This window comes from Streptomyces mangrovisoli, from assembly GCF_000974985.2.
In the GTDB taxonomy this organism is placed as follows: domain Bacteria; phylum Actinomycetota; class Actinomycetes; order Streptomycetales; family Streptomycetaceae; genus Streptomyces; species Streptomyces mangrovisoli.
Genome location: NZ_LAVA02000079.1, coordinates 19,089 through 43,005, shown reverse-complemented (window position 1 = coordinate 43,005; position 23,917 = coordinate 19,089). Strand labels below are relative to the sequence as shown.

Below are 23,917 nucleotides of genomic sequence, written 5' to 3'. Positions count from 1 at the left end.
GCCGCCGAGCGCGCCCGGCGCGTCATCAAAGTTCTCGCACATGCACCATGTGTGCTTGCCTCTCACAGAGCGGGGGATGCTAACTTAGGCAAACCTAAGCAAGGCACCACTGGGAGGCCGCCATGGCAGAACGTCCGGCACGCAAGCCGCGGAAGCCTCATTCCGCACAGGTCGTCCGCACCCAGCGGCTGAGCCCGCACATGCAGCGCGTGGTGCTCGGCGGGGACGGGCTGACCGCGTTCGCGGCGGACACCTGCACGGACCACTACGTGAAGCTGCTGTTCCCCGCCCCGGGCGCCGTCTACCCCGAGCCCTTCGACGTGGAGCGCATCCGGGCGGAGTTCCCGCGCGAGCAGTGGCCGGTGACGCGGACGTACACCGTGCGGGCCTGGGACGCCGAACACCGCGAGCTGACGCTCGACTTCGTGGTGCACGGCGACGAGGGCCTGGCGGGCCCCTGGGCGGCGCGGGTGCAGCCCGGCGAGACCATCCACTTCATGGGCCCCGGCGGCGCCTACGCCCCCGACACGGACGCGGACTGGCATCTGCTCGTCGGCGACGAGAGCGCGCTCCCCGCGATCGCCCGCTCGCTGGAAGCACTGCCCGAGGGGACGCGCGCCCATGCCTTCATCGAGGTCGAGGGCCCTGCGGAGGAGCAGAAGATCGACTCCGACGTCGAGGTGGTCTGGCTGCACCGCGGGGACCGGCCGGTCGGCGAGCTGCTGGTGGAGGCCGTAGCGGCGCTGGAGTTCCCGGCGGGCCGGGTGCACGCGTTCGTGCACGGCGAGGCGACCTTCGTGAAGGAACTGCGTCGGCTGCTGCGGGTCGAGCGCGACATCCCGCGCGAGGACCTGTCGATCTCCGGCTACTGGCGGCTCGGCCACAACGAGGACGGCTGGCAGGCGTCGAAGCGGGAGTGGAACGCGCGCGTCGAGCGCGAGCAGGAGGGCGGCGCGCAGCCGGAGGGCAACGCGCCCGCCGCGTGACACCCGCGGTGTGACGTGGCACCCGCCGTGTGAGGCGACGAGGGCGGCACCGATGCGGTGCCGCCCTCACTCATGCCGCGGAACGCTCATGCTGCGGAACGCTCATGCTGCGGAACGCTCATGCCGCGAAGCGCCTCACACCGACCGCTGGTACGACCGGAACGTGCGGATCGACAGCCACACCGCCGCCACCGCGAGGGCCAGCAGCGCGCCGCCGCGGCCCAGCACGACCCCCCAGTCCGGCTGCTCCGACATCGCCGAACGGCCCGCGACCATGGCCCAGTTGAGCGGGTTGAAGTCGGCGACGTGCCGCATCCAGGACGGCATCTGCGACGGCGCCATGAAGGCGCTCGACAGGAAGGTCAGCGGCAGCAGCAGGAACGTGTTGATGCCGATGATCGACTCGCGTTCCCGCACCATCATGCCGAGCGCGTTGGACAGCGCCCCGAAGACCGTGCCGAGCAGCACCGACGCGACGACCAGGACCGCGATGCCGCCGATCCCGCCGGGGTAGTCGGCGCCGCCGAGCAGTCCGAGCAGCACGATGATCACCGACTGGGCGGCGGTGACCAGGCCGTTGTTGACGACGTTGCCGTTCATCAGCGCGGCCCGGCTGACCGGGGTGGTCAGGAAGCGGTCGAGGGTGCCGCGCTGGATCTCCTCCAACGTGCCCATGCCCGCCCACATGTTGGAGCTGAGGGCGCTCATCACGACCACGCCCGGCACCAGGTAGTCGAGATACGAGCCGGTGCCGAAGCCGCCCAGCTCGACGACCTTGCGGAAGAGGCTGCCGAACAGGAACAGCCAGATGACGGGCTGGACGAGCGTGATGATCGCGTAGGCGGGCTGCCGCGCGAACACCATGAGTTGACGCTGCGTCATGTACCAGGTCTGGGTGACGGCCGTGCTCATCGGGCACCTCCGGCGAGGACGAGGGAGTCGTCCCGCGCGCCGGAGCGCGGGTCGGCTTCGGCGTAACGGCGGCCCGCGTAGCGGAGGTAGACGTCGTCGAGCGAGGGGCGTGCGACGGTGGCGGTGGCGACGGAGACCCCGGCCCGCTCCAGCTCGCCGAGCAACCGGGGCATCGCCGCCGCCCCGTCGTCGGCGCGGACGCTGACCCGCGCCCGGTCGATCAGCACCTCGTGCACGCCCGCGAGCGCGCCGAGGGCGCCTTCGAGCAGGGTCCGTCCGGCCTCGCCGAGCGGCGCCCGCAGCTCCAGGTGGACCGCGTCGCCGCGCAGTTCGCCCTTGAGGCCGTCGGGGGTGCCCTCGACGACGACCCGGCCCCGGTCGACGATCGCGATGCGCTCGGCGAGCCGGTCGGCCTCCTCCAGGTAGTGCGTGGTGAGCAGGATGGTCAGGCCCTCGTCGCCGGCCAGCCGGCCGATCTCCTCCCACATCGCCGTGCGGGCCTCGGGGTCGAGGCCGGTGGTGGGCTCGTCGAGGAAGAGCACCTCGGGGCGGTGCACCAGCCCCAGGGCGACGTCGAGGCGGCGGCGCATCCCGCCGGAGTAGCCCTTGACCTGGCGCCCGGCGGCCTCGGCGAGGGTGAAGCGCTCCAGCAGTTCGTCGACCCGGCGGGCGAGCGGGGCGCCCTTCAACCCGAAGAGCCTGCCTTGGAGTCGGAGGTTCTCCCGGCCGGTGGCGACCGGGTCGGCGCCGGAGCCCTGGGCGACCACGCCGATGGCGCGGCGCACCCGGTCGGGGTGGCGCAGCACGTCGTGTCCGGCGACGGTGGCGGTGCCGGAGTCGGGGCGGGCCAGGGTGGTGAGGATCTTGACGGTGGTGGACTTGCCGGCGCCGTTGGGGCCGAGCAGCCCGAAGACGGTGCCTGGTTCGACGGTGATGTCCATGCCGTTGAGGGCGGTGACGTCGCCGGGATAGGTCTTGATCAGCTGACGCGCCTCGACCGCGGGCGCACGGGTGTTCATTTCGGCTGCTCTCCTGTGTGAGCGGATGACAGCTGATCCGTGTGAAGAGCGCCGGGATATCCTGGGTGTGCCGCACCTCGATGTCCTGGCGCTGCCTCACGGCGGAGTCAGCTCGGGGTTCGAGACCCTGGCGGGGCTGCTGCAACAGCCCTGCCGGGGTCTGTTTCATGAGGTCTGCTGCTCGAAACCGGCCTCCAGCCTGCTGAACTCCTCGGGGACCTCACCGGTCTCGCTGAAGGCCCGCCACTCCTTGACGCCGGGGAAGGTGCCGCCGGCCAGCTCGGTGAGGAAGCCGCGGACCCACTCCGCCTCCGCCTCGGCCATGTGGAGATGGAACTCCGTCTCGACCAGGAAGAGCCGGGGCAGGGTCTCGCGCAGCTTGGCCATGGCGCCGCGCTGGCTCGCGATCTCCACGTCGAGCGTGCCCAGCCGCTCCCCCAGCAGCCTGGTCACCTCGTCGGGGTGCAGGATGCCCATGAGGGAGATCGCGGACTCGAAGACGGGGAACTCCCGCGCGGGGACGGCGAGCAGGTCGGACAGCCACTCGGTGGCCTCCTCGCGGCCGGCGTCCGTGATGCCGTAGAGCGTGCGCTCGGGGCGGTTGCCCTGCCGCTCCACGTCGGTGACCTCGACGAAGCCGTGCTTCTGGAGGTTCTGCACCACCGTGTAGAGCGAGCCGTAGTTGATCTTCAGGCTCGCGTCCTTGCCGCGGCGGCGCAGGGTCTGGGCGATGTCGTAGGGATGCATGGGCTTCTCGGTGAGCAGCACCATGACCGCGAGCGCGAGCGGGTTGGTGAGCTTGCGGCGCTTGGTCGCCATGGGTACCGCCTCACTCTCCCGCTGCATGCCCTCGTTGACGAATATCCGTGGCCGAACATATCGCGACCGTCGGAGAGCGTCAAGACACACGATGTATCGCGTTCAGGCGGCCGGCAAGGGGCGTGAGCACTTCGGCCCGGCCCGGACACGCCCGCGTGATGCCGCCGAAACAGGCCGTCCCTAATTTCTGTCGCCCGACAGGAATTACCGGCGGGGGCCTCCCGGCAGGGGGCGGCCGCCCGGAATCGCCTGGACCGCAGACCGCTACCGCGTGCCGAAGGCAGGTGCCGCCGTGACGACGACCGCGACCACGACCGACACGACCGACGACCGTTCCCTCGCCGAGTTCGGCTACCGCCAGGAGCTGCACCGCAGCCTCGGCCGGTACGCCTCGTTCGCGGCCGGGTTCTCCTTCATCTCCGTCCTGACGACCGTCTTCCAGTTCTTCGCCTTCGGGTACGCCTTCGGTGGCCCCGTCTTCTTCTGGGCCTGGCCCGTCGTGCTGATCGGCCAGCTGGCGGTGGCCGCGTGCTTCGCCGAACTCGCCGCCCGCTACCCGATCTCCGGCGCGATCTACCAGTGGTCCTCACGGCTGTCCACCGCCGCCTTCGGCTGGTTCGCCGGCTGGATCATGGTGATCGGGCAGATCGTGGTGGTGGCCGCCGCGGCTCTGGCGCTCCAGATGGTGCTGCCCGCGCTCTGGTCCGGCTTCCAGCTCGTCGGCACCGACCCCTCGCCGGTCTCCGCGGACGGCGCCGCCAACGCGGCCGTCCTCGGCGTCGTCCTGCTGGTGCTCACCACCGTCGTGAACGTGCTCGACAACCGGGTCATGTCCGCGATCAACCGGGTCGGCGTGACCGCCGAGATCATCGGCGCGGTCCTGATCGTCGTCCTGCTGCTGACCCACTCCGAGCGCTCCCCCGGCATCACCTTCCACACCGGCACCGCCGCCCAGGGCGGCCTGTTCGGCGCGTTGGCGGTCGGCTCGTTCACGGCGGCGTACGTGATGATCGGCTTCGACAGCGCCGGCGAGATGAGCGAGGAGACGCGGCTGCCGCGCCGCACCGCGCCGCGCACCATCCTCACCGCGCTGGGCGCCGCCGGACTGCTCGGCGGGCTCGTCGTCCTCGGCGGGCTGCTCGCCGCGCCCAGCCTCACCGACGGGCACCTCGCCACGGACGGACTCAGCTACGTCCTCACCAGCAGCCTCGGCGACGGGGTCGGCCGGGTGCTGCTGGCCGACGTGGTGGTGGCGATCGCGGTGGCGACCCTCGCCATCCAGACCGCCGCCTCCCGGATGCTGTTCTCCATGGCCCGCGACGGGCAGCTCCCGTTCGCCCACCGGCTCGCGAAGGTCGACGCCCGCACCGGTATGCCCGGCGCGCCCGCCGTCGTCGTGGGCGTCCTCGCGGGCGTGCTGCTGCTGATGAACTTCGCCTCCCCGGACGCGTTCCTCGCCATCGGCACGACCTGCATCGTGATGCTGTACCTCGCCTACGCCATGGTCACCGGGCCGCTGCTGTACCGCAGGCTGCGCGGCGAGTTCACCGCCGACGGCACGGACGAGACGGGCGCGCCGCTGTTCTCGCTGGGCCGCTGGGGCGTCCCGGTCAACGCGCTCGCGCTGGCCTACGGCCTGCTGATGACGGTCGACCTGGCGTGGCCGCGCGCGGCGGTGTACGACCCGGCGGGCGGCCACTGGTACTTCCAGTGGTTCACGGTCCTGTTCCTCGTGCTGACGCTGGCGGCGGGGTGGGGGTACCGGGCGTACCGGGCGCGTACGGCGGCGCTCGCCGCGCGGACGCCGGAGCCGGTGGCGGCACGGGCGCTCTGAGCGAGCGGGGGCGGGCGCGCCGGTGACGGCACGGGCCTGCGACCGAGCGGGGAGGCGGGCGCGCCGACGGCGCCCCGCCTCCCGGTCGTGCACCGCTTACGCTGGCCCTGATGAGACGCAAGACCCGGATCCCGCCCTCCCCGCTCCCCCAGCGCGACGGGGTCGACCCGGTGCGGGTGCGGCTGCCCCAGCAGGGGCCGTGGGCGACGGTGCGCGAGCACCTGCGCGAGCGGCTGTCGGGGGCGGGTCCCGGGGTGGTGGACGCCCTGTTCGAGGACGGGCTGGTCGTGGGCGCCGACGGGCGGGCGGTCGCGCCGGACGCGGGCTACGAGCCGGGCCTGTTCGTGTGGTTCCACCGGGAGCTGCCCGCCGAGCCGCGGGTGCCGTTCCCGATCGAGGTGGTGTACCGCGACGAGCACATCGTCGTCGCCGACAAACCGCACTTCCTCGCCACGACACCCCGCGGCAGCCATGTCACCGAGACCGCGCTCGCCCGGCTCCGGCGGGAGCTGGAGCTGCCCTCGCTCGGCGCCGCGCACCGGCTCGACCGGCTCACCGCCGGACTGGTGCTGTTCACGGTGCGGCCCGAGGAACGCGGCGCGTACCAGGCGCTGTTCCGGGACCGGCGGGTGCACAAGGAGTACGAGGCGATCGCGGCGTACGACGCCGGGCTCGGGCTGCCGCGCACCGTGCGCAGCCGGATCGTGAAGGAGCGGGGGGTACCCGCGGCACGGGAGGTGGCGGGCGAGCCCAACGCCGTCAGCCGGGTCGAGGCGGCCGAGCACCGCGCCGACGGCCTCGCGCGCTACCGGCTCCTGCCCCGCACCGGGCAGACCCACCAGCTGCGGGTGCACATGAGCGCGTTGGGCGTGCCACTGCTCGGCGACCCGCTGTATCCGACGGTGCTGCCGCCCGTGCCCGCCGGCGACTTCCGCCGCCCGCTGCAACTGCTGGCGCGGGCGCTGGAGTTCACCGATCCGGTGACCGGCAGGGAGCACCGCTTCCGCAGCGCGCGGACGCTGGCCGCGTGGTCCGCCTACGCGGAGTGGGCGTCGGACCACTGACCGAGGGCCACGTGCGGGTCTGCGGGCGGGTGCGGCTCCGTCGTGGCTGATCGCGCAGTTCCCCGCGCCCCTTCAGGGGCGCGGGGAACTGCACGAAAGGGCCCCACCGGGCCGCGCCGGTCGCTACTCGCCCCGCCACCAGCGCAGCAGGCGCCGCAACACGCCCTGCCTGCGGGGGTGTTCGGCGATGGGAGCTGGGGGCGAGACCGGAGCCGCGGGGGTCGCGGCGGGGGCCGTGTGCTCCGGCGGCGCCGCCTCGGGGCGGGCCGTGCCGACCTGCCAGGTGCCCCGCTGCGGCGGGATCGCCGCGTGCCCCGGCCTCGCCTTGACGTCCTGCTGCGGCTTCGGCTCGAAGTGCACCGGCAGTTCCGCCAGATGCCGTGAGGAGATCGACTCGGTCCAGCGCAACTCGTCCTCCTCGCAGGAGAGTTGCACATCCGGCAGCCGCAGCAGCAGCGCGTCCACGCCGGTGTCGGCGATCGCCCGCCCGATGTCCTGGCCGGGGCACTCGTGCGGGCCCCCGCCGAACGCCAGGTGGGAGCGGTTGCCCTGCATGTTGGCCGCGAGATCCGGGCGTACCCGCGGGTCGACGTTGCCGGGCGCGATGCCGAACAGCAGCCCGTCGCCCTTGCGGATGCGCTGCCCGCCCAGTTCGGTCTCCTGCTTGGCGAAGTAGGCGAAGACCGTGCTGAACGGCGGCTCGTCCCACAGGGACTGCTCGACCGCCTCCGGGACCGTCATCTGGCCCCCGTTGAGCTGGGCGCGGAAGCGAGGGTCGGTCAGCACCATCCGCAGCACGTTCGCGGTGAGGTTCACCGTGGCCTCGTAGGCCGCCATGAGGACCACCCACAGGTGCTTGGTGACCTCGTCGTCGGTCAGGCCGGCGGGCTGGGCGATCAGCTGGCTGGCGAGGTCCTCCTCGGGCTGCGCGCGCCGCCGGGCGGTGAGGCGCTGGAGCGCCTCCATGACGTAGCCGTGGCTGGCGATGGCGGTCTCGGTGCCCTTGAGCATGTCGCGGGCTGCCTGCACCATGCGGTCGTTGTACTCCTCGGGCAGCCCGAGGATCTCGCACATCACGCCCATGGGTAGGTGTTCGGCGAACTGGCTGACCAGGTCGGCGCGGCCCTGTTCGCAGAAGGTGTTGACCAGGCGCTGGGTGTAGCGGTTGATGTAGCGCCGGATGCCGCGGTGGTCGATGGTGGCCATGGCGCCGGTGACCGCGCCGCGCAGCCGCAGGTGTTCGTCGCCCTCGGCGTAGGAGCAGATCGGCTCCCAGGCGATGTGCGGCATCAGCGGGTGGTCGGGCTTGACCATGCCCTCCTGGAGCGGCGTCCAGATCCGGCTGTCCCGGCAGTACTGGGACGGCGTGCGGACCATGTGGAGGTTCTCGGCGTGGCCGAGCACCACCCACACCGGCACGTCGTCGTGGAGCAACGCCGGTGCGACAGGGCCGTGTTCGGCGCGCAGGGTGTCGTAGAGGGCACTGAGGTCGGCCGCGTCGGGGCCGTAGAGCCGGTGCAGTCCGCCGGGGCCGGTGCCGTGTGCGGGGCAGCCCGGCGGCGGGCCGGACAGGGGGCCGTCGGTGCCGGTGGAGGAGTGGGGTTCAGGCGTCACGGTGATCGCTCCGAAGCAGAGGTGGTCAGGCGGGCGCGCCGTCGGGTCGGCGGGCCCGTCGGGTCGAGGCGCGGGGCGGGTCGGGCGGACGCGCCGGTCGGGTCGGCGCGGTCCGTGGGTCGAGGCGCGGGGTCGGGCGGGCGCGCCGGTCAGGTCAGCGCGCCCGTCGTGTGGAGCGAGTGCAGGAAGTGCATGAGGGTCATCAGCACGTCGCGGCTGGAGGCGCGGCGGCGCGCGTCGCACTCGACGATCGGGATGTTCGGCGCCAGGTCGAGCGCCGCGCGCAGCTCCTCGAGGGGGTAACGAGGGCCGTCGGGGAAGGAGTTGACGGCGACGACGAACGGAACGCCGCGCTCCTCCAGGCGCCCCATGACGTCGAAGCTGACCTCCAGACGGCGGGTGTCGATGAGCACGACCGCGCCGAGCGCGCCTTCGAACAGGCCGTTCCACAGGAACCAGAAGCGCTCCTGTCCGGGGGTGCCGAACAGGTAGAGCACCAGTTGGTCGGTGATGCTGATCCGGCCGAAGTCCATCGCCACGGTGGTGGCGGTCTTGGTCTCGGAGCCGTAGTTGTCGTCGACGCCGACACCCGCCTGCGTCATGGTCTCCTCGGTGGTCAGCGGCCTGATCTCGCTGACGGAGCCGACCATGGTGGTCTTTCCGACGCCGAACCCGCCCACGATCACGATCTTCACCGCGGCCTGCGCCGTGTGCGGCAGGTGGTCCGCGGTGCGTGGTCCGGGGACGGTGTCAGAGCCTTTGAAGTCCATGCATCACCGCTTCGAGGAGGGAACGGTCGGGGAGCGCCTGCCGGACGATCGGGGCGCGCGCCTGCACCAGTTCGGCCGTGAGCAGCTCGGTGAGCAGCACGGTCACCACGCTGAACGGCAGTTCGAGGTAGGCCGACAGCTCGGCCACGGACAGAGGTGCGGCGCACAGCCGCAGCAGGGCGGTCTGTTCCGGGCTGGTGGCCGGCGGCGGGTCGCCCCGGGTCACGATCAGCGTCACCAGGTCGAGGTTCGCGCGCTCCCCGTCGACGGCGCCGGTGAGGACGTACAGGCGTTCCGGGTTCCTGGTGGTGCCCTGTGCCGGGTCCGCCCCGTCGCCGTGCCGCGGTTTCGGGGGCTCGGGGGCGGCCCGCTCCCTGGGTTCGCGCCGTCGGCGTCGCGGAGGAGTCATACGGTCTGCCCGTTGCGCCGCGGCGGGCTGGTGAGATGCGCGCCGATCCGGACGACGAGGTCGCGCATCCGGTTGCTCATCAGACCGGGTTCGGCGACGACGTCGGAGAGCACCGCGAGATAGGCGTTGGGGCCGGCAGCCATCAGGTAGAAATAGCCGCCGTTGATCTCGATGATGACCATCCTCATGCGGCCGTCGCTGTCGGGGATCTCGGCGGCCACGGCGCCCGCCAGGCTCTGGAGTCCGGCGCAGGCGGCGGCGACGCGGTCGGCCGCGTCGGGGTCGCCGCCGTGGCGGGCGATGCGCAGCCCGTCGGCGGAGAGGACCACGATCATCTCGATGCCCGGTACGCCGTCGGCGAGATCCTTGAGCATCCAGTCGAAGTTGGCACGCTGCTGGATCACGTGAGGTCACCCTCCTCGTCGGCCTCGATGCGGGCCGGCTCGCTGGTGGTCGGCTGGGGGGAGGCGACCGGTTCGGGGTCGCCCTTGAGCCCGCTCATGAACGCCTCGACCCACAGGCCCGGTTCGGGCTCCTTCTCCTCCGGCTCGGGGTCCGCCGCGGGCGAAGGCCAACGGGACTCGGCCTCCTGCTCGGCCCGTTCGAAGGCGGCCTGTTCCGCGAGGCGTTGGTGGAGCGGCGTCTTCATCCGGCTGCGTCGCTGCGGGAGTCCGTTCGGCGTCCACTCGGTCACCTCGGGGACGTCGTCCTCCAGGGTGAACGAGGCGGGGATCCGGGGGCTGGTGGGGCGGCGCTTCTTCGGCGCGCGCTTGGGGCCCTCCACGGCGCCGAGTTCGGCCCTGGGCGCGGCGGTGACGCCGATGCCGTGGGCCAGGCCGGGGGCGGGCTCGGAGGTCATCATGGCGCTCGGCACGATCATCACGGCCCGCACACCGCCGTAGGCGGAGGCCCGCAGCGAGACCTGCATGTCGTACGCCGAGCAGAGCCGGCCGACGACGGCGAGGCCGAGGCGCGGGGTGTCGCCGAGGTCCTGGAGGTCGACACCGGCCTTGGCGCGCTCCAGCATCCCCTCGGCGCGGGCGCGGGCCTCCTCGCTGAGGCTGACGCCGGCGTCCTCGATCTCGATGGCCACGCCGGTCTGCACCTCGACGGCGGTGACGTGCACCTTGGTCTGGGGCGGGGAGTAGCGGGTGGCGTTGTCGAGGAGCTCCGCGGCGGCGTGGATGACCGGTTCGACGGAGACGCCCTTGATGTTGACCGCGGCGATCGAGTGCAGCTCGATGCGGCGGTAGTCGAGGATGCGGGACATGGCGCCGCGCAGCACGCTGTACAGCGGGACGGGGGCGGGCCACTGGCGTCCGGGGCGGCCGCCGCCGAGGACGGAGATGGAGTCGGCGAGCCGGCCGATCAGCGCGGTGCCGTGGTCGATGCGCAGGAGGTCGTCGAAGACCTCGGGGTTGCGGCCGTGGTCCTCCTCCATCTCCCGCAGTTCCGCCGCCTGTTGATGGACGATGGCCTGCACGCGGCGGGCGATGCTGACGAAGGAGCGCTGCGAGGAGTCACGCAGGGCCTCCTCGTTGTCCACGATCCGCAGCACGGTGCGCAGCAGGGCGCGCTGCGACTCGGGCAGCAGTCGCCACTCCGGGTCGGCGTCGACGACTTCGCGCATCACCTCTTGGGGGGATTCTCCGCCGCGCAGCCGGAACAGCGCGGCGGGCACGATCTCCTGCCCGAGGCGCGCGAAGTCGGCGTCGTGGCCGGCGACGCGCCGTTCCAGTTCGGCGGTGCGCCGGTCGGCCCGCAGCCGCAGGTCGCGCAGGTCGCGTCCGCGGCGTACGACCTCGGCGGCCAGGGCGAGCACCAGCAGCGTCGCCACGGCGCCGCACCAGCCGACGGCGGTCCGGGCCGGACCGGGGACCAGGGCGACGGCGCCGCCGGTCGCCGCGGCCATCAGTATCGCGGGCGGCAACAGCACCCGGCTGTAGGGGAGTTCGCGGCCGCGGGGAGGCGATTGAACACTCACCATGTAAGCCCTTTGAGACGAATCGGCTGGGGGTCGGGGAGCTTGCCGGGGGAAACGTCACGCACCCGTACTGGACCTTTGGCACGTCGGGGAACAAACGCCCGAATCCATCCCAACTCGGTGCGCTGCGGGCGAGCTTAGTCCGACCGGATCATCGCTGTGTCATATTCAGCAAGCGGCTGAAATCGCCCTTGCGACAGGAGTACCCTCGGCCCCATTTGTACGCTGGGAGATCATTCGCACACACGGTGTCACTAGGGGCGGATGTGCGAGAAGAGGTCACCGGGGCGGGTGAATCAGGGCCCACGGGGCCGGACGCCGGACGTCGGGGGCCGGACGTCGAGGGCCGGGCGCCCGGGGCGCCTCAGACCCCCGCGATCCGCAGCGCCGCGTCCGCCGTCGCGCGGGCGAACTCCCCCACCGGGCGCTCCGGATCGGAGCGGTGGACCAGGATCACGCCCTCGATGAGCCCGAAGACCAGATCGGTCCTGAGGTCGAGATCGGCCTTCGCGAGCGCGCCGCCCGCCACCGTGGCCGCGAGCAACTGCCGGTAGGCGTCCTTGAGTTCGGCCCGCACCGCATGGAACCCGGCGAACCGCTCGGCCCGCACCTCCGGCAGCAGGTACAGCCCGCCCAGGTTGTGCGACCCGCCGCACAGCAGCTCCACGTCGGCCCGGCACAGCTCCCACAGGCGCCGCTCGCCCGGCGCGGTGTCGTCGGCGAGCAGTTCACGGGCGTACGCGAGCGACGGCGTGACGGTGGACTCCAGCAGCTCGGCGAGGAGTTCCTCCTTGCCGGTGACGTAGTGGTACATCGTCGCCTGCCGCATCCCGGCGCGTTCGGCGACCGCCCGCGTGGTGGTGGCCGAGTAGCCGCGGGTGGTGAACAACTCGGCGGCGGCGGCCAGCAGTTCGGCGCGCGGTTCGAGTCCGCTGGCCGGGCGCTGCGCGGCCCGCGGCCGGCCCACCCGCCCTCCCTGCCCGGCACCTGGCGTCCCCATGCTCCCGATCCTCGCACACCGCCCGCCCCCGTGATCTCGGTGAGCGGTCGGTAACCCGGCGGCAACGGCGGGGCAACGCCCCCGACCCGGCCCGCTCCTAATTTCTGTCGAGCGACAGAAATCATCCGAGCGCCGCCCGGACATCACCCCGAGCGCCGCCCGGCAAGCTTCCCCCGGAGCCGGAGGTCCCGCGATGGCCACAGCGACCACGTACGGAGCGCGCGATCACGCCCGCGCCCAGGAGGGCGCCCGCACCGAGGCCATGCCCGTCGTGCCCGCGGCCGACTGGCCGTCCCCGCCCTGCGCGGCGGGGCACCTGGTGTGGGCGGAGACGGTGGCGGGCGGCAACTACACCCACCGGGTGCTCGCCCGCGGCACCGAACTGCGCCTGACCGACCTGCGCGGCGACGCCTGCGCGCATCTGCTGCTCTTCGTGGACGGCCGCCCCTGGGAGCGGCTCAACGTCGCCGACACCGTCAAGGTCCAGTGGAACGCCTACCTCGGCGAGGGTGTGCTGCTCCTGTCCGACCAGGGCCGCGTCCTCGCCTCGGTGATCGCCGACACCTCCGGCCGCCACGACGCCCTGTGCGGCACCTCCGCGCTCGCCCGCAACACCGCGCGCTACGGCGACGGCACCCCGCAGTCCGCCTCCCCGGCGGGCCGCGAGCTGTTCAAGCTGGCCGCGGCGAAGAACGGCCTCACCCCGCGCGATCTGCCGCCGTCGCTGTCGTTCTTCCAGGGCGTGACGGTCGACGAGGACGGCTCCCTCGCCTTCACCGGCTCGGCGGGACCCGGCGCGAGCGTCACCCTGCGCGCCGAGCAGGACCTGACCGTGCTGATCGCCAACGTGCCGCACCCGGTCGATCCGCGCCCCGACTACGTCAGCACCCCGCTGGAGGTGCTCGCCTGGCGCGCCGCGCCGACCGCGCCCGGGGACCCCCTGTGGGACGCCACCCCGGAAGGCCGCCGCGCCTTCCTCAACACCGCCGAATTCCTCACCGCGAGGGGGCTCGCATGAGCAGCACGACCGTGATCCCGGCCCGCGAGGGGACCCGTACGGGCACGACGGCCGAGGCCACGTCCGGCATCGGCACGACGACCGTGGTCGCGGCCCGTGCCGCCTGGTCGTCCGTCGTCCGCTGCGGCGAGACCCTGACCGTCACCGACCTGCACGGCAACCAGGCCGTCGACTTCCTCGTCTACGACGCCCACGACACGTCCGTGCGCTACAGCGCGCCCGACACGATCCACGCGCAGGGCGGCATCTTCCTGACCACCGGCAGCGTGCTGCTCTCGGGCGAGCACACCCCGCTGATGACGGTCGTCGAGGACGAGGTCGGCCGCCACGACACCGTCGGCGGCGCCTGCTCCAAGGAGTCCAACACCCTGCGCTACGGCCACCACACGTGGGCGCAGCACGCCTGCGTGGACAACTTCCTCGCCGAGGGCGCCCGGCACGGCCTCGGCAAGCGCGACCTGGTCTCCAACATCAACTGGTACATGAACGTGCCGGTGGAGAAGGACGGCACCCTCGGCATCGTCGACGGACTGTCCGCGCCGGGCCGCCGGCTGACCCTGCGCGCCGAGTGCGACGTGCTGGTGCTGGTCTCCAACTGCCCCCAGATCAACAACCCGTGCAACGGCTTCGACCCGACGGCCGTGCAGCTGACGATCGGAGCCGCGGGATGACCTTCGACACCCTGCTGGTCGCCAACCGGGGCGAGATCGCCGTGCGGATCATCCGCACCGCCCGCGAACTCGGCCTGCGCACGGTCGCGGTGTACTCCGACGCCGACCGCGGCGCGGCGCACGTACGGCTCGCGGACGAGGCCGTGCGGCTCGGGCCCGCGCCCGCCAAGGAGTCGTACCTCGACGCCGATCTGGTGCTGCGGGCGGCGAAGGACACCGGCGCGGGCGCGATCCACCCGGGCTACGGCTTCCTCTCCGAGGACGCGGCCTTCGCCCGGCGCTGCGAGGACGCCGGGATCGTGTTCGTCGGTCCGACGCCGCGGCAGCTGGAGCTGTTCGGTGCCAAGCACACCGCGCGGGCGGCCGCCGAGGCCGCGGGCGTGCCGCTGGCGCCGGGCACCGGACTCCTCGCCGACCTGGCGCAGGCCCACGCCGAGGCGGCCCGCATCGGCTACCCGGTGATGCTGAAGGCCACCGGCGGAGGCGGCGGCATCGGCATGTCGGCCTGCCGCTCCGCCGGTGAACTGGGCGACGCCTGGGAGCGGGTGCAGCGCGTCGCCGCCGCGTCCTTCTCCTCCGCCGGGGTCTTCCTGGAGCGCCTGGTGGAGCACGCCCGCCATGTCGAGGTGCAGGTCTTCGGCGACGGCGAGGGCCGGGTCGTCACCTTCGGCGACCGCGACTGCTCCCTCCAGCGCCGCAACCAGAAGGTTCTGGAGGAGGCCCCGGCCCCCGGCCTGCCCGACGCCGTGCGCCGCCGACTGGCCGACGCCGCCCGCGACTTGTGCGCCTCGGTCGGCTACCGCTCGGCGGGCACCGTGGAGTTCGTCTACGACGCCGCCCGCGAGGAGGCGTACTTCCTGGAGGTCAACACCCGCCTCCAGGTCGAGCACCCGGTCACCGAGGAGGTCTACGGCGTGGACCTCGTCGCGTGGATGCTGCGCCTGGCGCGCGGCGAACGCGATGTCGTCCGCGACCCCGGCACCCCGCGCGGCCACGCCGTCGAGGCCCGCGTGTACGCCGAGGACCCCTCGCGCGAACACCGGCCGAGCGCCGGGCTGCTGACCCGGGTGGAGTTCCCGGCGGGCGTCCGCGTCGACGGCTGGGTGGAGACCGGCACCGAGGTCACGACGGCGTACGACCCGATGCTCGCGAAGGTGATCGCCCGCGGCGCCGACCGGGGTGAGGCGCTGCGCAGGCTGGACGAGGCGCTGGCCCGCACCCGGGTCGACGGCATCGAGACCAACCTCGGCCTGGTCCGGGCGGCGCTCGCCGACCCGGCCGTTGCCGCGGCCACGCACTCCACGGCGACCCTGGCCGGCATCACCGACCCCACCCCGCGGATCGAGGTGCTCACCGGCGGCACCCTCACCACCGTCCAGGACTGGCCGGGCCGGATCGGGCACTGGCAGGTCGGCGTGCCGCCGTGCGGCCCCATGGACGACCTGTCGTTCCGCCTCGGCAACCGTGCCCTCGGCAATCCCGAAGGCGCGCCGGGACTCGAATGCACGCTCCAGGGGCCGTCGTTGAGGTTCACGCACGCCACCACGGTGTGCGTGACCGGCGCCCCCGCCCCCGTCACCGCGGACGGCGCCCCGGTCGCGCAGTGGGAGCCTCTGACGGTCCCGGCGGGCGCGGTCCTGGAGGTGGGCGCCCCGGCCGAACACGGCCTGCGCACCTATGTGTTGTTCGCCGACGGCCTCGACGTGCCCGCGTTCCTCGGCAGTGCGGCCACCTTCACGCTCGGCCGGTTCGGCGGGCACGGCGGCCGCGCCCTGCGCACCGGCGACGTGCTGCACGGCGGCACCGTCGCCGACGGCACGCCCGTACCGGCCGCCGACCGTCCGGAGTTCGGCTCCGTGTGGCGGGTGGCCGCGGCCGAAGGACCGCACGCGGCACCGGAGTTCTTCACCGAGGACGACATCCGCGACTTCTACGCCGCCGACTGGAAGGTGCACTTCAACTCGGCGCGCACCGGGGTGCGGCTGGTCGGCCCCAAGCCGCGCTGGGCGCGCGCCGACGGCGGCGAGGCCGGTCTGCACCCCTCCAACATCCACGACACCCCCTACTCGGTGGGCGCCGTCGACTACACCGGCGACATGCCGGTGCTGCTCGGCCCCGACGGGCCCTCCCTCGGCGGCTTCGTCTGCCCCGCCACGATCCTCAGCGGCGAGCGGTGGAAGCTGGGCCAGCTCCGGCCCGGCGACACCGTGCGGTTCGCGCCCGTCCATGTGGACGGCACGGCCCGCCCGGAGATCCACGACGGCGGCATCCTGGCCCGCGACGGCGATCTCACCTTCCGCCGCAGCGGCGACGACAACCTGCTCGTCGAGTTCGGGCCGATGCAGCTCGACCTGGCGCTGCGGATGCGCGTGCACGCCCTGATGGAGGCCGTCACCGCGGCGGCGCTGCCCGGCGTCGCCGACCTCACCCCCGGCATCCGCTCGCTCCAGATCCGCACCGACCCGCGCCGCCTGCCGCTGCCCGAACTGCTGGCCGCCGTACGGGAGATCGCGGCCGGGCTGCCGCCCACGGACCAGCTCGTCGTGCCCTCCCGCACGGTGCACCTGCCGCTGTCCTGGGACGACCCCGCCACCCGCGAGGCGATCGCCCGGTACATGGCGGGCGTGCGCGACGACGCGCCCTGGTGCCCGTGGAACATCGAGTTCATCCGCCGCGTGAACGGCCTGGACTCCGTCGACGACGTGTACCGCACGGTCTTCGACGCCGAGTACCTGGTCCTCGGCCTCGGCGACGTCTACCTCGGCGCCCCGGTCGCCACCCCCCTCGACCCGCGCCACCGCCTGGTCACCACCAAGTACAACCCGGCCCGCACCTGGACGGCCGAGAACTCCGTCGGCATCGGCGGCGCCTACCTGTGCGTCTACGGCATGGAGGGCCCCGGCGGCTACCAGTTCGTCGGCCGGACGACCCAGGTGTGGTCGGCCTGGCAGCAGCGCGGCGCGTTCGAACCGGGCTCCCCCTGGCTGCTGCGCTTCTTCGACCGCATCCGCTGGTATCCCGTCGACGCCGACGAACTCCTCGACCTGCGCGCCGACATCGTCTCCGGACGCTTCGTGCCGCGGATCGAGGACGGCACCTTCTCGCTCGCCGACCACGAGCGCTTCCTCGCCGAACACGCTGCTTCCATAGGCGAGTTCCAGGACCGGCAGCGCACCGCGTTCGCCGCCGAGCGCGACGCGTGGGAGGCGGCGGGCGAGTTCGCGCGCGCCGACGCGGCCACCGCTCCCCCGGCCCCCGCCGCCGAGGTCACCGTGCCGCCCGGCGGGCGCCTCGTCGAGGCCGAGTTCGCCGCGTCGGTGTGGCAGCTGAACGTCGAACCCGGCGACACGGTGACCGCCGGACAGCCGCTGCTCGCGCTGGAGGCGATGAAGATGGAGTCACGGGTGCACGCGCCGACGGCCGGCGTGGTCCGCGAGATCCTGGCCCGCCCGGGGGACCAGGTGGAGGCGGGCACGGCGCTGATCGTGCTGGGCCCCGCCGCCTGACCCCGCCGTCCCCGCGACCGCGGGATCCGGGATCCCGCCACCAGCACCCGGCCCCGGCACGGCGGCGAACCGACCAGAGGAGCAAGGATGTCCACCACCCTGACCCGGCTGCGCGCGGCCTACGACCGGATCGCGGCGGTCGACCGCCCGGAGATCTGGATCGGCCTGCGACCGCGCGCCGAGACGGAGGCGGAGGCCCGCGCGATCGACGCGCGGGTCGCCGCCGGGGAGCGGCTGCCGCTCGCCGGGCGCCTGCTGGCCGTCAAGGGCAACATCGACGTCGCCGGGCTGCCCACCACCGCGGGCTGCCCCGCCTACGCCTACCGGCCCGCAGCCGACGCGCCCGCGGTCGCCCGGCTGCGCGCGGCAGGCGCGCTCGTCCTGGGCACCACCAACCTGGACCAGTTCGCCACCGGTCTGGTCGGCACCCGCTCCCCCTACGGCGCCGTACGCGCCGCCCACGACCCCGCGCGGATCAGCGGCGGCTCCAGCTCCGGGTCCGCGGTCGCCGTCGCCCTCGGCATCGCCGACCTCGCCCTGGGCACCGACACCGCGGGCTCCGGCCGGATCCCGGCCGCCTTCAACGGCATCGTCGGGCTGAAGCCGACCCGCGGCCTGGTCCCCACCGAGGGCGTGGTCCCCGCCTGCGCGTCGCTCGACTGCGTCACCGTGTTCGCCCGCACCCTGCCCGAGGCCGAGCAGGCGCTGGCCCACCTGGCGGGCCCGCCCGCCCGCGCCCTCCCGCCGCTCCCGGCCCGCGCGCCGGGCCCGTGGCGGATCGCCGTACCCCCGCTCGCCCAGCTCGGCGACCTGGACGACGGCTGGCCGGCGGCGTACGAGACGGCCGTACGACTCCTCGCGGACGCGGGCGCGGAGATCCGGCCGCTGGACCTGACGCCGTTCACCGAGGCGGCGGCGATGCTCTACGAGGGCGCGTTCGTGGCCGAGCGCTACACCGCGGTGGGTGAATTCATCGACAAGGCGACAGCGGACGGCGGCGCCGACGCGGACACGCTCGACCCGACCGTCGCCGGCATCATCTCCCGCGCCCGCGACATCCCGGCCCATCGCCTCTACGCCGACATGGACCGCCTGGCCGCGCTGCGCGCCCGCGCGCTCGCGGAACTCGCCGACGCGGACGCCCTGTTGCTGCCGACCGCTCCCGGCCATCCCACCCTCGCCGAGGTGGCCGCGGACCCGCTGGGCGCCAACGCCCGCCTGGGCCGCTTCACCAACTCCACCAACCTCTTCGACCTGGCGGCGGTCGCCGTCCCCGCGGGCGAGGTCGGCGGACTGCCGTTCGGGGTGATGCTGATCGGTCCGGCGTTCACCGACGAACGCCTGGCCACGATCGCCCGCTCGCTCCGGGCGGAGGTGAGCCTCGCGGTGGTCGGCGCCCATCTGACGGGTCAGCCCCTGAACCCCCAACTCCTGTCCCTGGGCGGCCGCCTGGCCCGCACGACGACCACGGCCCCCGTCTACCGCCTGTACGCCCTGGACACGGTCCCGCCGAAGCCGGGGCTGGTCCATGTCGGCGAGGGCGGTGCGGGCATCGAGACGGAGATCTGGCGTCTCCCGGCGGAGGGCCTCGGCAGCCTCCTGGCCACCCTCCCCCGCCCGATGGCCCTGGGCCGGGTGGAACTCGCCGACGGCACGACGGCCCCCGGCTTCCTGTGCGAACCGTCCGCACTGCGCGATGCGCAGGACATCACCCACCACGCCGGCTGGCGCACCTACCTGCAACAGGGGTAAAGGGGTCGTTCGTCGTCCACAGGTGCTCCGTGGCGCCCCTGAAAACAGGGGGCTGCACGGAGCCCCCTGTTTTCAGGGGCGCGGGGAACTGCGCGATCAGCCCCCACCCACCCGCACACGACGAACGACCCTCTCTTCAGGGGCGCGGGGAACTGCGCGAAGCCCTTCAGCCCACGGACGAGTACGCGACAACACCCCGCAGCAGCGATTCAACGGCCTTACGCGCAGCCTTCCCCACAGTGGAGCCCTCCGCAGGAGCCGCCGCCGCGATCTGCCCCAGCACGTCGATCACCTGCTTGCACCACCGCACGAAGTCCCCCGCCGGCATCTCCGCCTCGCGCAGCACCTCGTCGAGCCCCTTGTCCGAGGCCCACATGTACGCGGCCCACGCGAACCCGAGGTCGGGCTCGCGCTGCCCGACCCCCTCGGTCTGGGTGATCCGGAAGTCCTCCTCCAGACCGTCCAGCCGCCCCCAGATCCGCACCATCTCGCCCAGCGCGGCCTTCGCCTTGCCGGAGGGCAGCTTCGGCGCCATCGCGTCGTCGGCGGCCCGCGCCTCGTACACCAACGCGGACGCGCAGGCGGCGAGTTCGGCGGGCGCGAGACCCTCCCAGACACCCGCGCGCAGGCATTCGCTGGCCAGCAGGTCCAGCTCGCCGTAGAGCCGGGCGAGCCGCTTGCCGTGCTCGGTGACCTCGTCGCCGCGCAGGTAGTCCAGCTCGGTCAGCAGCGCCACGATCCGGTCGAAGGTCCGCGCGATGGTGTTCGTACGGCCCTCGATGCGCCGTTCCAGCTGCGAGGTGTCGCGCATCAGCCGGTGGTAGCGCTCGGCCCAGCGGGCGTGGTCCTCGCGGTCGTCGCACCCGTGGCAGGCGTGCGCGCGGATCGCCTTGCGCAGCCGGGCGATCTCCCGGTCGTCGGCGGCCTGCGCACGCTTCTTGCGGGCCCGCTCCGGCGGGATGTGCCCGGCCTTGGTGCGCAGCGCGGACGCCAGGTCCCGGCGGGACTGCGGCGAGCGCGGGTTGAACGACTTGGGGATGCGCATCCGCTCCAGCGGCTCGACCGGCACCGGGAAGTCCATCGACGCGAGCCGCTTGACCTGCCGCTCCGCGGTGAGCACCAGGGGGCGGGGCCCGTCGTGGTGGTCGAAGCCGCGGTGGCCGTTGGACCGGCCCGCGGGCAGCCCCGGGTCCAGCACCAGGGCCAGGCCCGCGTACTTGCCCGTGGGCACGTGGATGACGTCGCCGGGCTTGAGCTTCTCCAGCGCGACGGCGGCCTCGGCCCGCCGCTCGGAGGCGCCCTGCCGGGCCAGGTCGGTCTCCCGGTCCTTCAGCTCGCGGCGCAGCTGCGCGTACTCCTCGAAGTCGCCGAGGTGGCAGGTCATGGATGCCTTGTAGCCGTCCAGGCCCTCCTCGTTGCGCTGCACCTGCCGGGAGATCCCGACCACCGACCGGTCGGCCTGGAACTGCGCGAACGACGTCTCCAGCAGCTCGCGCGAACGGTGCCGGCCGAACTGCTCGACCAGGTTGACGGCCATGTTGTACGACGGCTTGAAGCTGGAGCGCAGCGGGTACGTGCGCGTTCCGGCCAGGCCCGCGAGGTGCTCGGGGCTGAAGCCGCGCTGCCACAGCACGACCGCGTGGCCCTCGACGTCGATGCCGCGGCGCCCGGCCCGGCCGGTCAGCTGGGTGTACTCGCCGGGCGTGATGTCGGCGTGCTGCTCGCCGTTCCACTTGACGAGCTTCTCCAGGACCACGGAGCGCGCGGGCATGTTGATGCCCAGGGCGAGCGTCTCGGTCGCGAAGACGGCCTTGACCAGGCCGCGCACGAACAGCTCCTCGACGACCTCCTTGAACGTGGGCAGCATGCCCGCGTGGTGGGCGGCGATCCCGCGCTCCAGGCCCTCCAGCCACTCGTAGTAGCCGAGGACGTGGAGGTCCTCCGTGGGGATGGCGGCGGTGCGCTCCTGGACGAGGGCGCGGACCTTGTCGCGGGCCTCCTCGTCGTTGAGCCTGAGGCCCGCGTAGAGGCACTGCTGCACGGCCGCCTCGCAGGCGGCGCGGCTGAAGATGAAGGTGATCGCGGGCAGCAGGCCCTCGGCGTCGAGCCGCTCGATGACCTCGGGGCGGCCCGGCGTCCACACCCGGGAACGCTGGCGGCGCTCCCGCTCCCGGTCCGCCTCGCGCATCATGCGTCCGCGTCTGCGGTCCTGGAACGAGGGCCGGGTCGACTCCATGCGGGCCAGCCGGGCCAGGTCGGGGTTGACGGCCTTCTTGCTGCCCTCGCCCTCCTCGAACAGGTCGTACATCCGGCGTCCGGCGAGCACGTGCTGGAACAGCGGCACGGGCCGGTGCTCGGAGACGATCACCTCGGTGTCGCCGCGGACGGTGTCCAGCCAGTCGCCGAACTCCTCCGCGTTCGACACCGTCGCCGACAGCGACACCAGGGTCACCGACTCGGGGAGGTGGATGATCACTTCCTCCCACACGGCGCCGCGGAAGCGGTCGGAGAGGTAGTGGACCTCGTCCATGACCACATACCCCAGGCCGAGCAGGGTCTGGGAGCCCGCGTACAGCATGTTCCGCAGCACCTCGGTGGTCATCACGACCACGGGGGCGTCGGAGTTGACACTGTTGTCGCCGGTCAGCAGGCCGACCTTCTCGGCGCCGTAGCGGCGGCAGAGGTCGGCGTACTTCTGGTTGGACAGCGCCTTGATCGGCGTGGTGTAGAAGCACTTCTTGCCCTGCTGGAGGGCGAGGTGCACGGCGAACTCGCCGACGATCGTCTTGCCGGAGCCGGTGGGCGCGGCCACCAGCACGCCCTTGCCCGCTTCGAGCGCCTGGCAGGCTTCGACCTGGAAGGGGTCGAGGCCGAAGTCGTACATCTCGCGGAAGGACGCGAGCGAAGTGGCCTGCTCGGCGGCGCGCCTGCGTGCTGCCGCGTACCGCTCGGCCGGGGAGAGGTCCTCTGTCATCGTGCTTTCGAGCGTACCGGCAGCCACTGACAACGTGACGATCTTTATCCGGAACGGGGGCGGCCGGCGGCCGGGCCGGGGGTGAGCGGCGGGAGTGGGCGGCCGGTGACGCGAAGGTGCCCGCCGCCCCCGGTGGGGGGTGGCGGGCACCTCGGTGACTTCGTTCAGCCGTTCACGCGTCGGCTCGGGTCACGTCACGTCGTCGTAGCCGTTGACGCGCTCCGGGCCGGCCTGCTCGGGCAGCGCCCGGCTGGCGGAGACCGTCTCGATCTCGCCGATGTCCTCGGGCGTGAGGTCCAGCTCGGACGCCTCGTCGTCGCCCGGTCCCGCGGCGTCCCGGCGGCGCTTGCGCCGGTCGTTGAGGATCGAGAAGCCGACCGCGCCGAAGTACAGGATCCAGATCGGACCGGCCAGCGCCAGCATCGAGATCGGGTCGGTGCTGGGCGTGGCGACGGCCGCGAAGACCGTGATGCCGAGGATCATCGCCCGCCACCAGCCGAGCATCCGCTTGCCGCTGAGCACCCCGGTGAGATTGAGCATCACCAGCAGCAGGGGCAGCTCGAAGGAGAGGCCGAAGACGATCACCATGCGGGTGACCAGCTGGAGCAGGTCGTCGAGCGGGAGCAGGTTGTCCACGCCGGACGGGGTGAAGTCGATCAGCACCTTCGCGGTGGTCGGCAGCACCCTGTAGGCGAAGTACGCGCCGCCGAGGAACAGCGGCACACCCGTGCCGACGAACGCGTAGGCGTACTTCTTCTCGTTGCGGTGCAACCCCGGCGCGACGAACGCCCACAGCTGGTACAGCCAGATCGGCGAGGCGAACACCACACCCGCCATCAGGGAGACCTGAAGGGCCAGCGTGAAGGGCGCGAGCAGACCGTTGATGGTGATGCGCGCGCACTGCTGGTCGGTGTCCGTGTTGGAGTGCGCCAGCTGTTCGAAGGACTTCCCGCAGCCGACCGAGTCGAGGACCGGCTTGGTCAGGAAGTTGATGATGTCGTTGTAGAAGAAGGCGGCGACGATCGTCACGATGACGATGGCCAGCATCGCTTTCGCAAGCCGGTTGCGGAGCTCACGAAGATGATCCGCCAGAGGCATACGCCCCTCGGGATCTTTCTCCTTCTTGCGGGCAGGTTTGGACAACCCACGTCCTCATCTCGTGCGGCGGACCGGGCGTCGCCCGGCCTCGCGTCAGCGCTGGGTGGTGTCCGTGGGCTCGTTGACCGGGCGCGAGCTGGTCACGTCGCCGGGGGAAGCCTGGATGGTGCGCTGCGCCGGGGGCTGCTCGTTGCCGCTGGGGGCGGGGGCGGGCGTGTTGCCCTCCTCCTTCATCGCCTTGGCCTCGCTCTTGAGGATGCGAGCGGACTTGCCGAGGGAGCGGGCCATGTCCGGAAGCTTCTTCGCCCCGAACAGCAGGACGACGACGACGAGGATGAGAATGATCTCGGGAGCTCCGAGCCTTCCGAACATAAGTCTTTACCTTCTCACCGAGGCGGCTGGGTGTGGGGGCTGTCCGACTCGTCGGACATGCGTCCGACTGTCGTGCCGACAGCGATCGTAACGCTCAGGGGTAAACGTGAGGCAA

Annotated in this window: 19 protein-coding genes; 7 read left to right on the top strand and 12 right to left on the bottom strand. The window is 72.8% G+C overall.

Features of this window, described 5'->3' with window-relative positions:
• The first annotated feature begins 122 nt into the window (after positions 1–122).
• Positions 123–986: a siderophore-interacting protein gene (locus WN71_RS28550; protein WP_046586312.1), complete on the top strand. Its 864-nt coding sequence runs from the start codon at positions 123–125 to the stop codon at positions 984–986.
• Positions 987–1,121: 135 nt separating this feature from the next.
• Here the strand turns inward: WN71_RS28550 and WN71_RS28545 are convergent, their stop codons facing one another.
• From WN71_RS28545 to WN71_RS28535, 3 genes are all read right to left on the bottom strand, one after another.
• Positions 1,122–1,898, bottom strand: a complete 777-nt coding sequence (locus WN71_RS28545; RefSeq protein WP_046586310.1) for an ABC transporter permease — start codon at positions 1,896–1,898, stop codon at positions 1,122–1,124.
• Positions 1,895–2,917, bottom strand: a complete 1,023-nt coding sequence (locus WN71_RS28540) for an ATP-binding cassette domain-containing protein (protein WP_046586309.1) — start codon at positions 2,915–2,917, stop codon at positions 1,895–1,897. Before WN71_RS28540 ends, WN71_RS28545 begins: the two co-directional genes overlap by 4 nt.
• 165 nt (positions 2,918–3,082) lie before the next feature.
• The gene (locus tag WN71_RS28535) at positions 3,083–3,736 is read right to left on the bottom strand and encodes a PadR family transcriptional regulator (protein WP_046586308.1); all 654 of its coding nucleotides are present in this window, start codon (positions 3,734–3,736) and stop codon (positions 3,083–3,085) included.
• Positions 3,737–4,028: 292 nt separating this feature from the next.
• On the opposite strand from WN71_RS28535, the gene WN71_RS28530 reads away from it, so the two are divergent.
• Positions 4,029–5,570, top strand: a complete 1,542-nt coding sequence (locus WN71_RS28530) for an amino acid permease (protein WP_046586307.1) — start codon at positions 4,029–4,031, stop codon at positions 5,568–5,570.
• A gap of 110 nt (positions 5,571–5,680) precedes the next feature.
• On the top strand, positions 5,681–6,634 hold the full coding sequence (locus WN71_RS28525; RefSeq protein WP_046586306.1) for an RluA family pseudouridine synthase: 954 nt from the start codon (positions 5,681–5,683) through the stop codon (positions 6,632–6,634).
• Between the two features lie 123 nt (positions 6,635–6,757).
• Here the strand turns inward: WN71_RS28525 and WN71_RS28520 are convergent, their stop codons facing one another.
• The 6 genes from WN71_RS28520 to WN71_RS28495 form a co-directional block, all read right to left on the bottom strand.
• Positions 6,758–8,248 (bottom strand): cytochrome P450, encoded by a 1,491-nt coding sequence (locus tag WN71_RS28520; RefSeq protein WP_046586305.1) that lies wholly within the window; start codon positions 8,246–8,248, stop codon positions 6,758–6,760.
• Positions 8,249–8,397: 149 nt separating this feature from the next.
• A complete protein-coding gene (locus tag WN71_RS28515) occupies positions 8,398–9,018 on the bottom strand; it encodes a GTP-binding protein (RefSeq protein WP_046586304.1) in 621 nt (206 codons plus the stop codon).
• Positions 8,999–9,427 (bottom strand): DUF742 domain-containing protein, encoded by a 429-nt coding sequence (locus WN71_RS28510; protein ID WP_046586303.1) that lies wholly within the window; start codon positions 9,425–9,427, stop codon positions 8,999–9,001. Before WN71_RS28510 ends, WN71_RS28515 begins: the two co-directional genes overlap by 20 nt.
• On the bottom strand, positions 9,424–9,831 hold the full coding sequence (locus WN71_RS28505) for a roadblock/LC7 domain-containing protein (RefSeq protein WP_046586301.1): 408 nt from the start codon (positions 9,829–9,831) through the stop codon (positions 9,424–9,426). The genes WN71_RS28510 and WN71_RS28505 overlap by 4 nt, the downstream gene beginning before the upstream one ends.
• Positions 9,828–11,414 carry a sensor histidine kinase gene (locus WN71_RS28500; RefSeq protein ID WP_046586300.1) on the bottom strand — a complete coding sequence of 529 codons (1,587 nt, stop codon included), beginning with the start codon at positions 11,412–11,414 and terminating at the stop codon, positions 9,828–9,830. The genes WN71_RS28505 and WN71_RS28500 overlap by 4 nt, the downstream gene beginning before the upstream one ends.
• 361 nt (positions 11,415–11,775) lie before the next feature.
• Positions 11,776–12,411: a TetR/AcrR family transcriptional regulator gene (locus WN71_RS28495; protein WP_046586299.1), complete on the bottom strand. Its 636-nt coding sequence runs from the start codon at positions 12,409–12,411 to the stop codon at positions 11,776–11,778.
• Between the two features lie 193 nt (positions 12,412–12,604).
• Between WN71_RS28495 and WN71_RS28490 the strand changes: the two genes are divergently transcribed.
• From WN71_RS28490 to atzF, 4 genes are all read left to right on the top strand, one after another.
• Positions 12,605–13,429 carry an urea amidolyase associated protein UAAP1 gene (locus WN71_RS28490; protein ID WP_046586298.1) on the top strand — a complete coding sequence of 275 codons (825 nt, stop codon included), beginning with the start codon at positions 12,605–12,607 and terminating at the stop codon, positions 13,427–13,429.
• Entirely contained in the window at positions 13,426–14,100 is a 675-nt protein-coding gene (locus tag WN71_RS28485; protein WP_420856536.1) for an urea amidolyase associated protein UAAP2, read from the top strand. Before WN71_RS28490 ends, WN71_RS28485 begins: the two co-directional genes overlap by 4 nt.
• On the top strand, positions 14,097–17,606 hold the full coding sequence (locus tag WN71_RS28480; RefSeq protein ID WP_046586297.1) for a 5-oxoprolinase/urea amidolyase family protein: 3,510 nt from the start codon (positions 14,097–14,099) through the stop codon (positions 17,604–17,606). Before WN71_RS28485 ends, WN71_RS28480 begins: the two co-directional genes overlap by 4 nt.
• Before the next feature lie 87 nt (positions 17,607–17,693).
• Positions 17,694–19,358 (top strand): allophanate hydrolase, encoded by a 1,665-nt coding sequence (gene atzF, locus WN71_RS28475; protein ID WP_046586295.1) that lies wholly within the window; start codon positions 17,694–17,696, stop codon positions 19,356–19,358.
• 166 nt (positions 19,359–19,524) lie between these two features.
• On the opposite strand, the gene WN71_RS28470 is transcribed toward atzF, so the two are convergent.
• From WN71_RS28470 to tatA, 3 genes are all read right to left on the bottom strand, one after another.
• On the bottom strand, positions 19,525–22,332 hold the full coding sequence (locus tag WN71_RS28470; protein WP_046586293.1) for a DEAD/DEAH box helicase: 2,808 nt from the start codon (positions 22,330–22,332) through the stop codon (positions 19,525–19,527).
• A 189-nt stretch (positions 22,333–22,521) separates the two neighbouring features.
• The gene (gene tatC / locus WN71_RS28465) at positions 22,522–23,475 is read right to left on the bottom strand and encodes a twin-arginine translocase subunit TatC (RefSeq protein ID WP_079178174.1); all 954 of its coding nucleotides are present in this window, start codon (positions 23,473–23,475) and stop codon (positions 22,522–22,524) included.
• 48 nt (positions 23,476–23,523) lie between these two features.
• Entirely contained in the window at positions 23,524–23,802 is a 279-nt protein-coding gene (gene tatA / locus WN71_RS28460; RefSeq protein WP_046586285.1) for a Sec-independent protein translocase subunit TatA, read from the bottom strand.
• Positions 23,803–23,917: the final 115 nt, after the last annotated feature.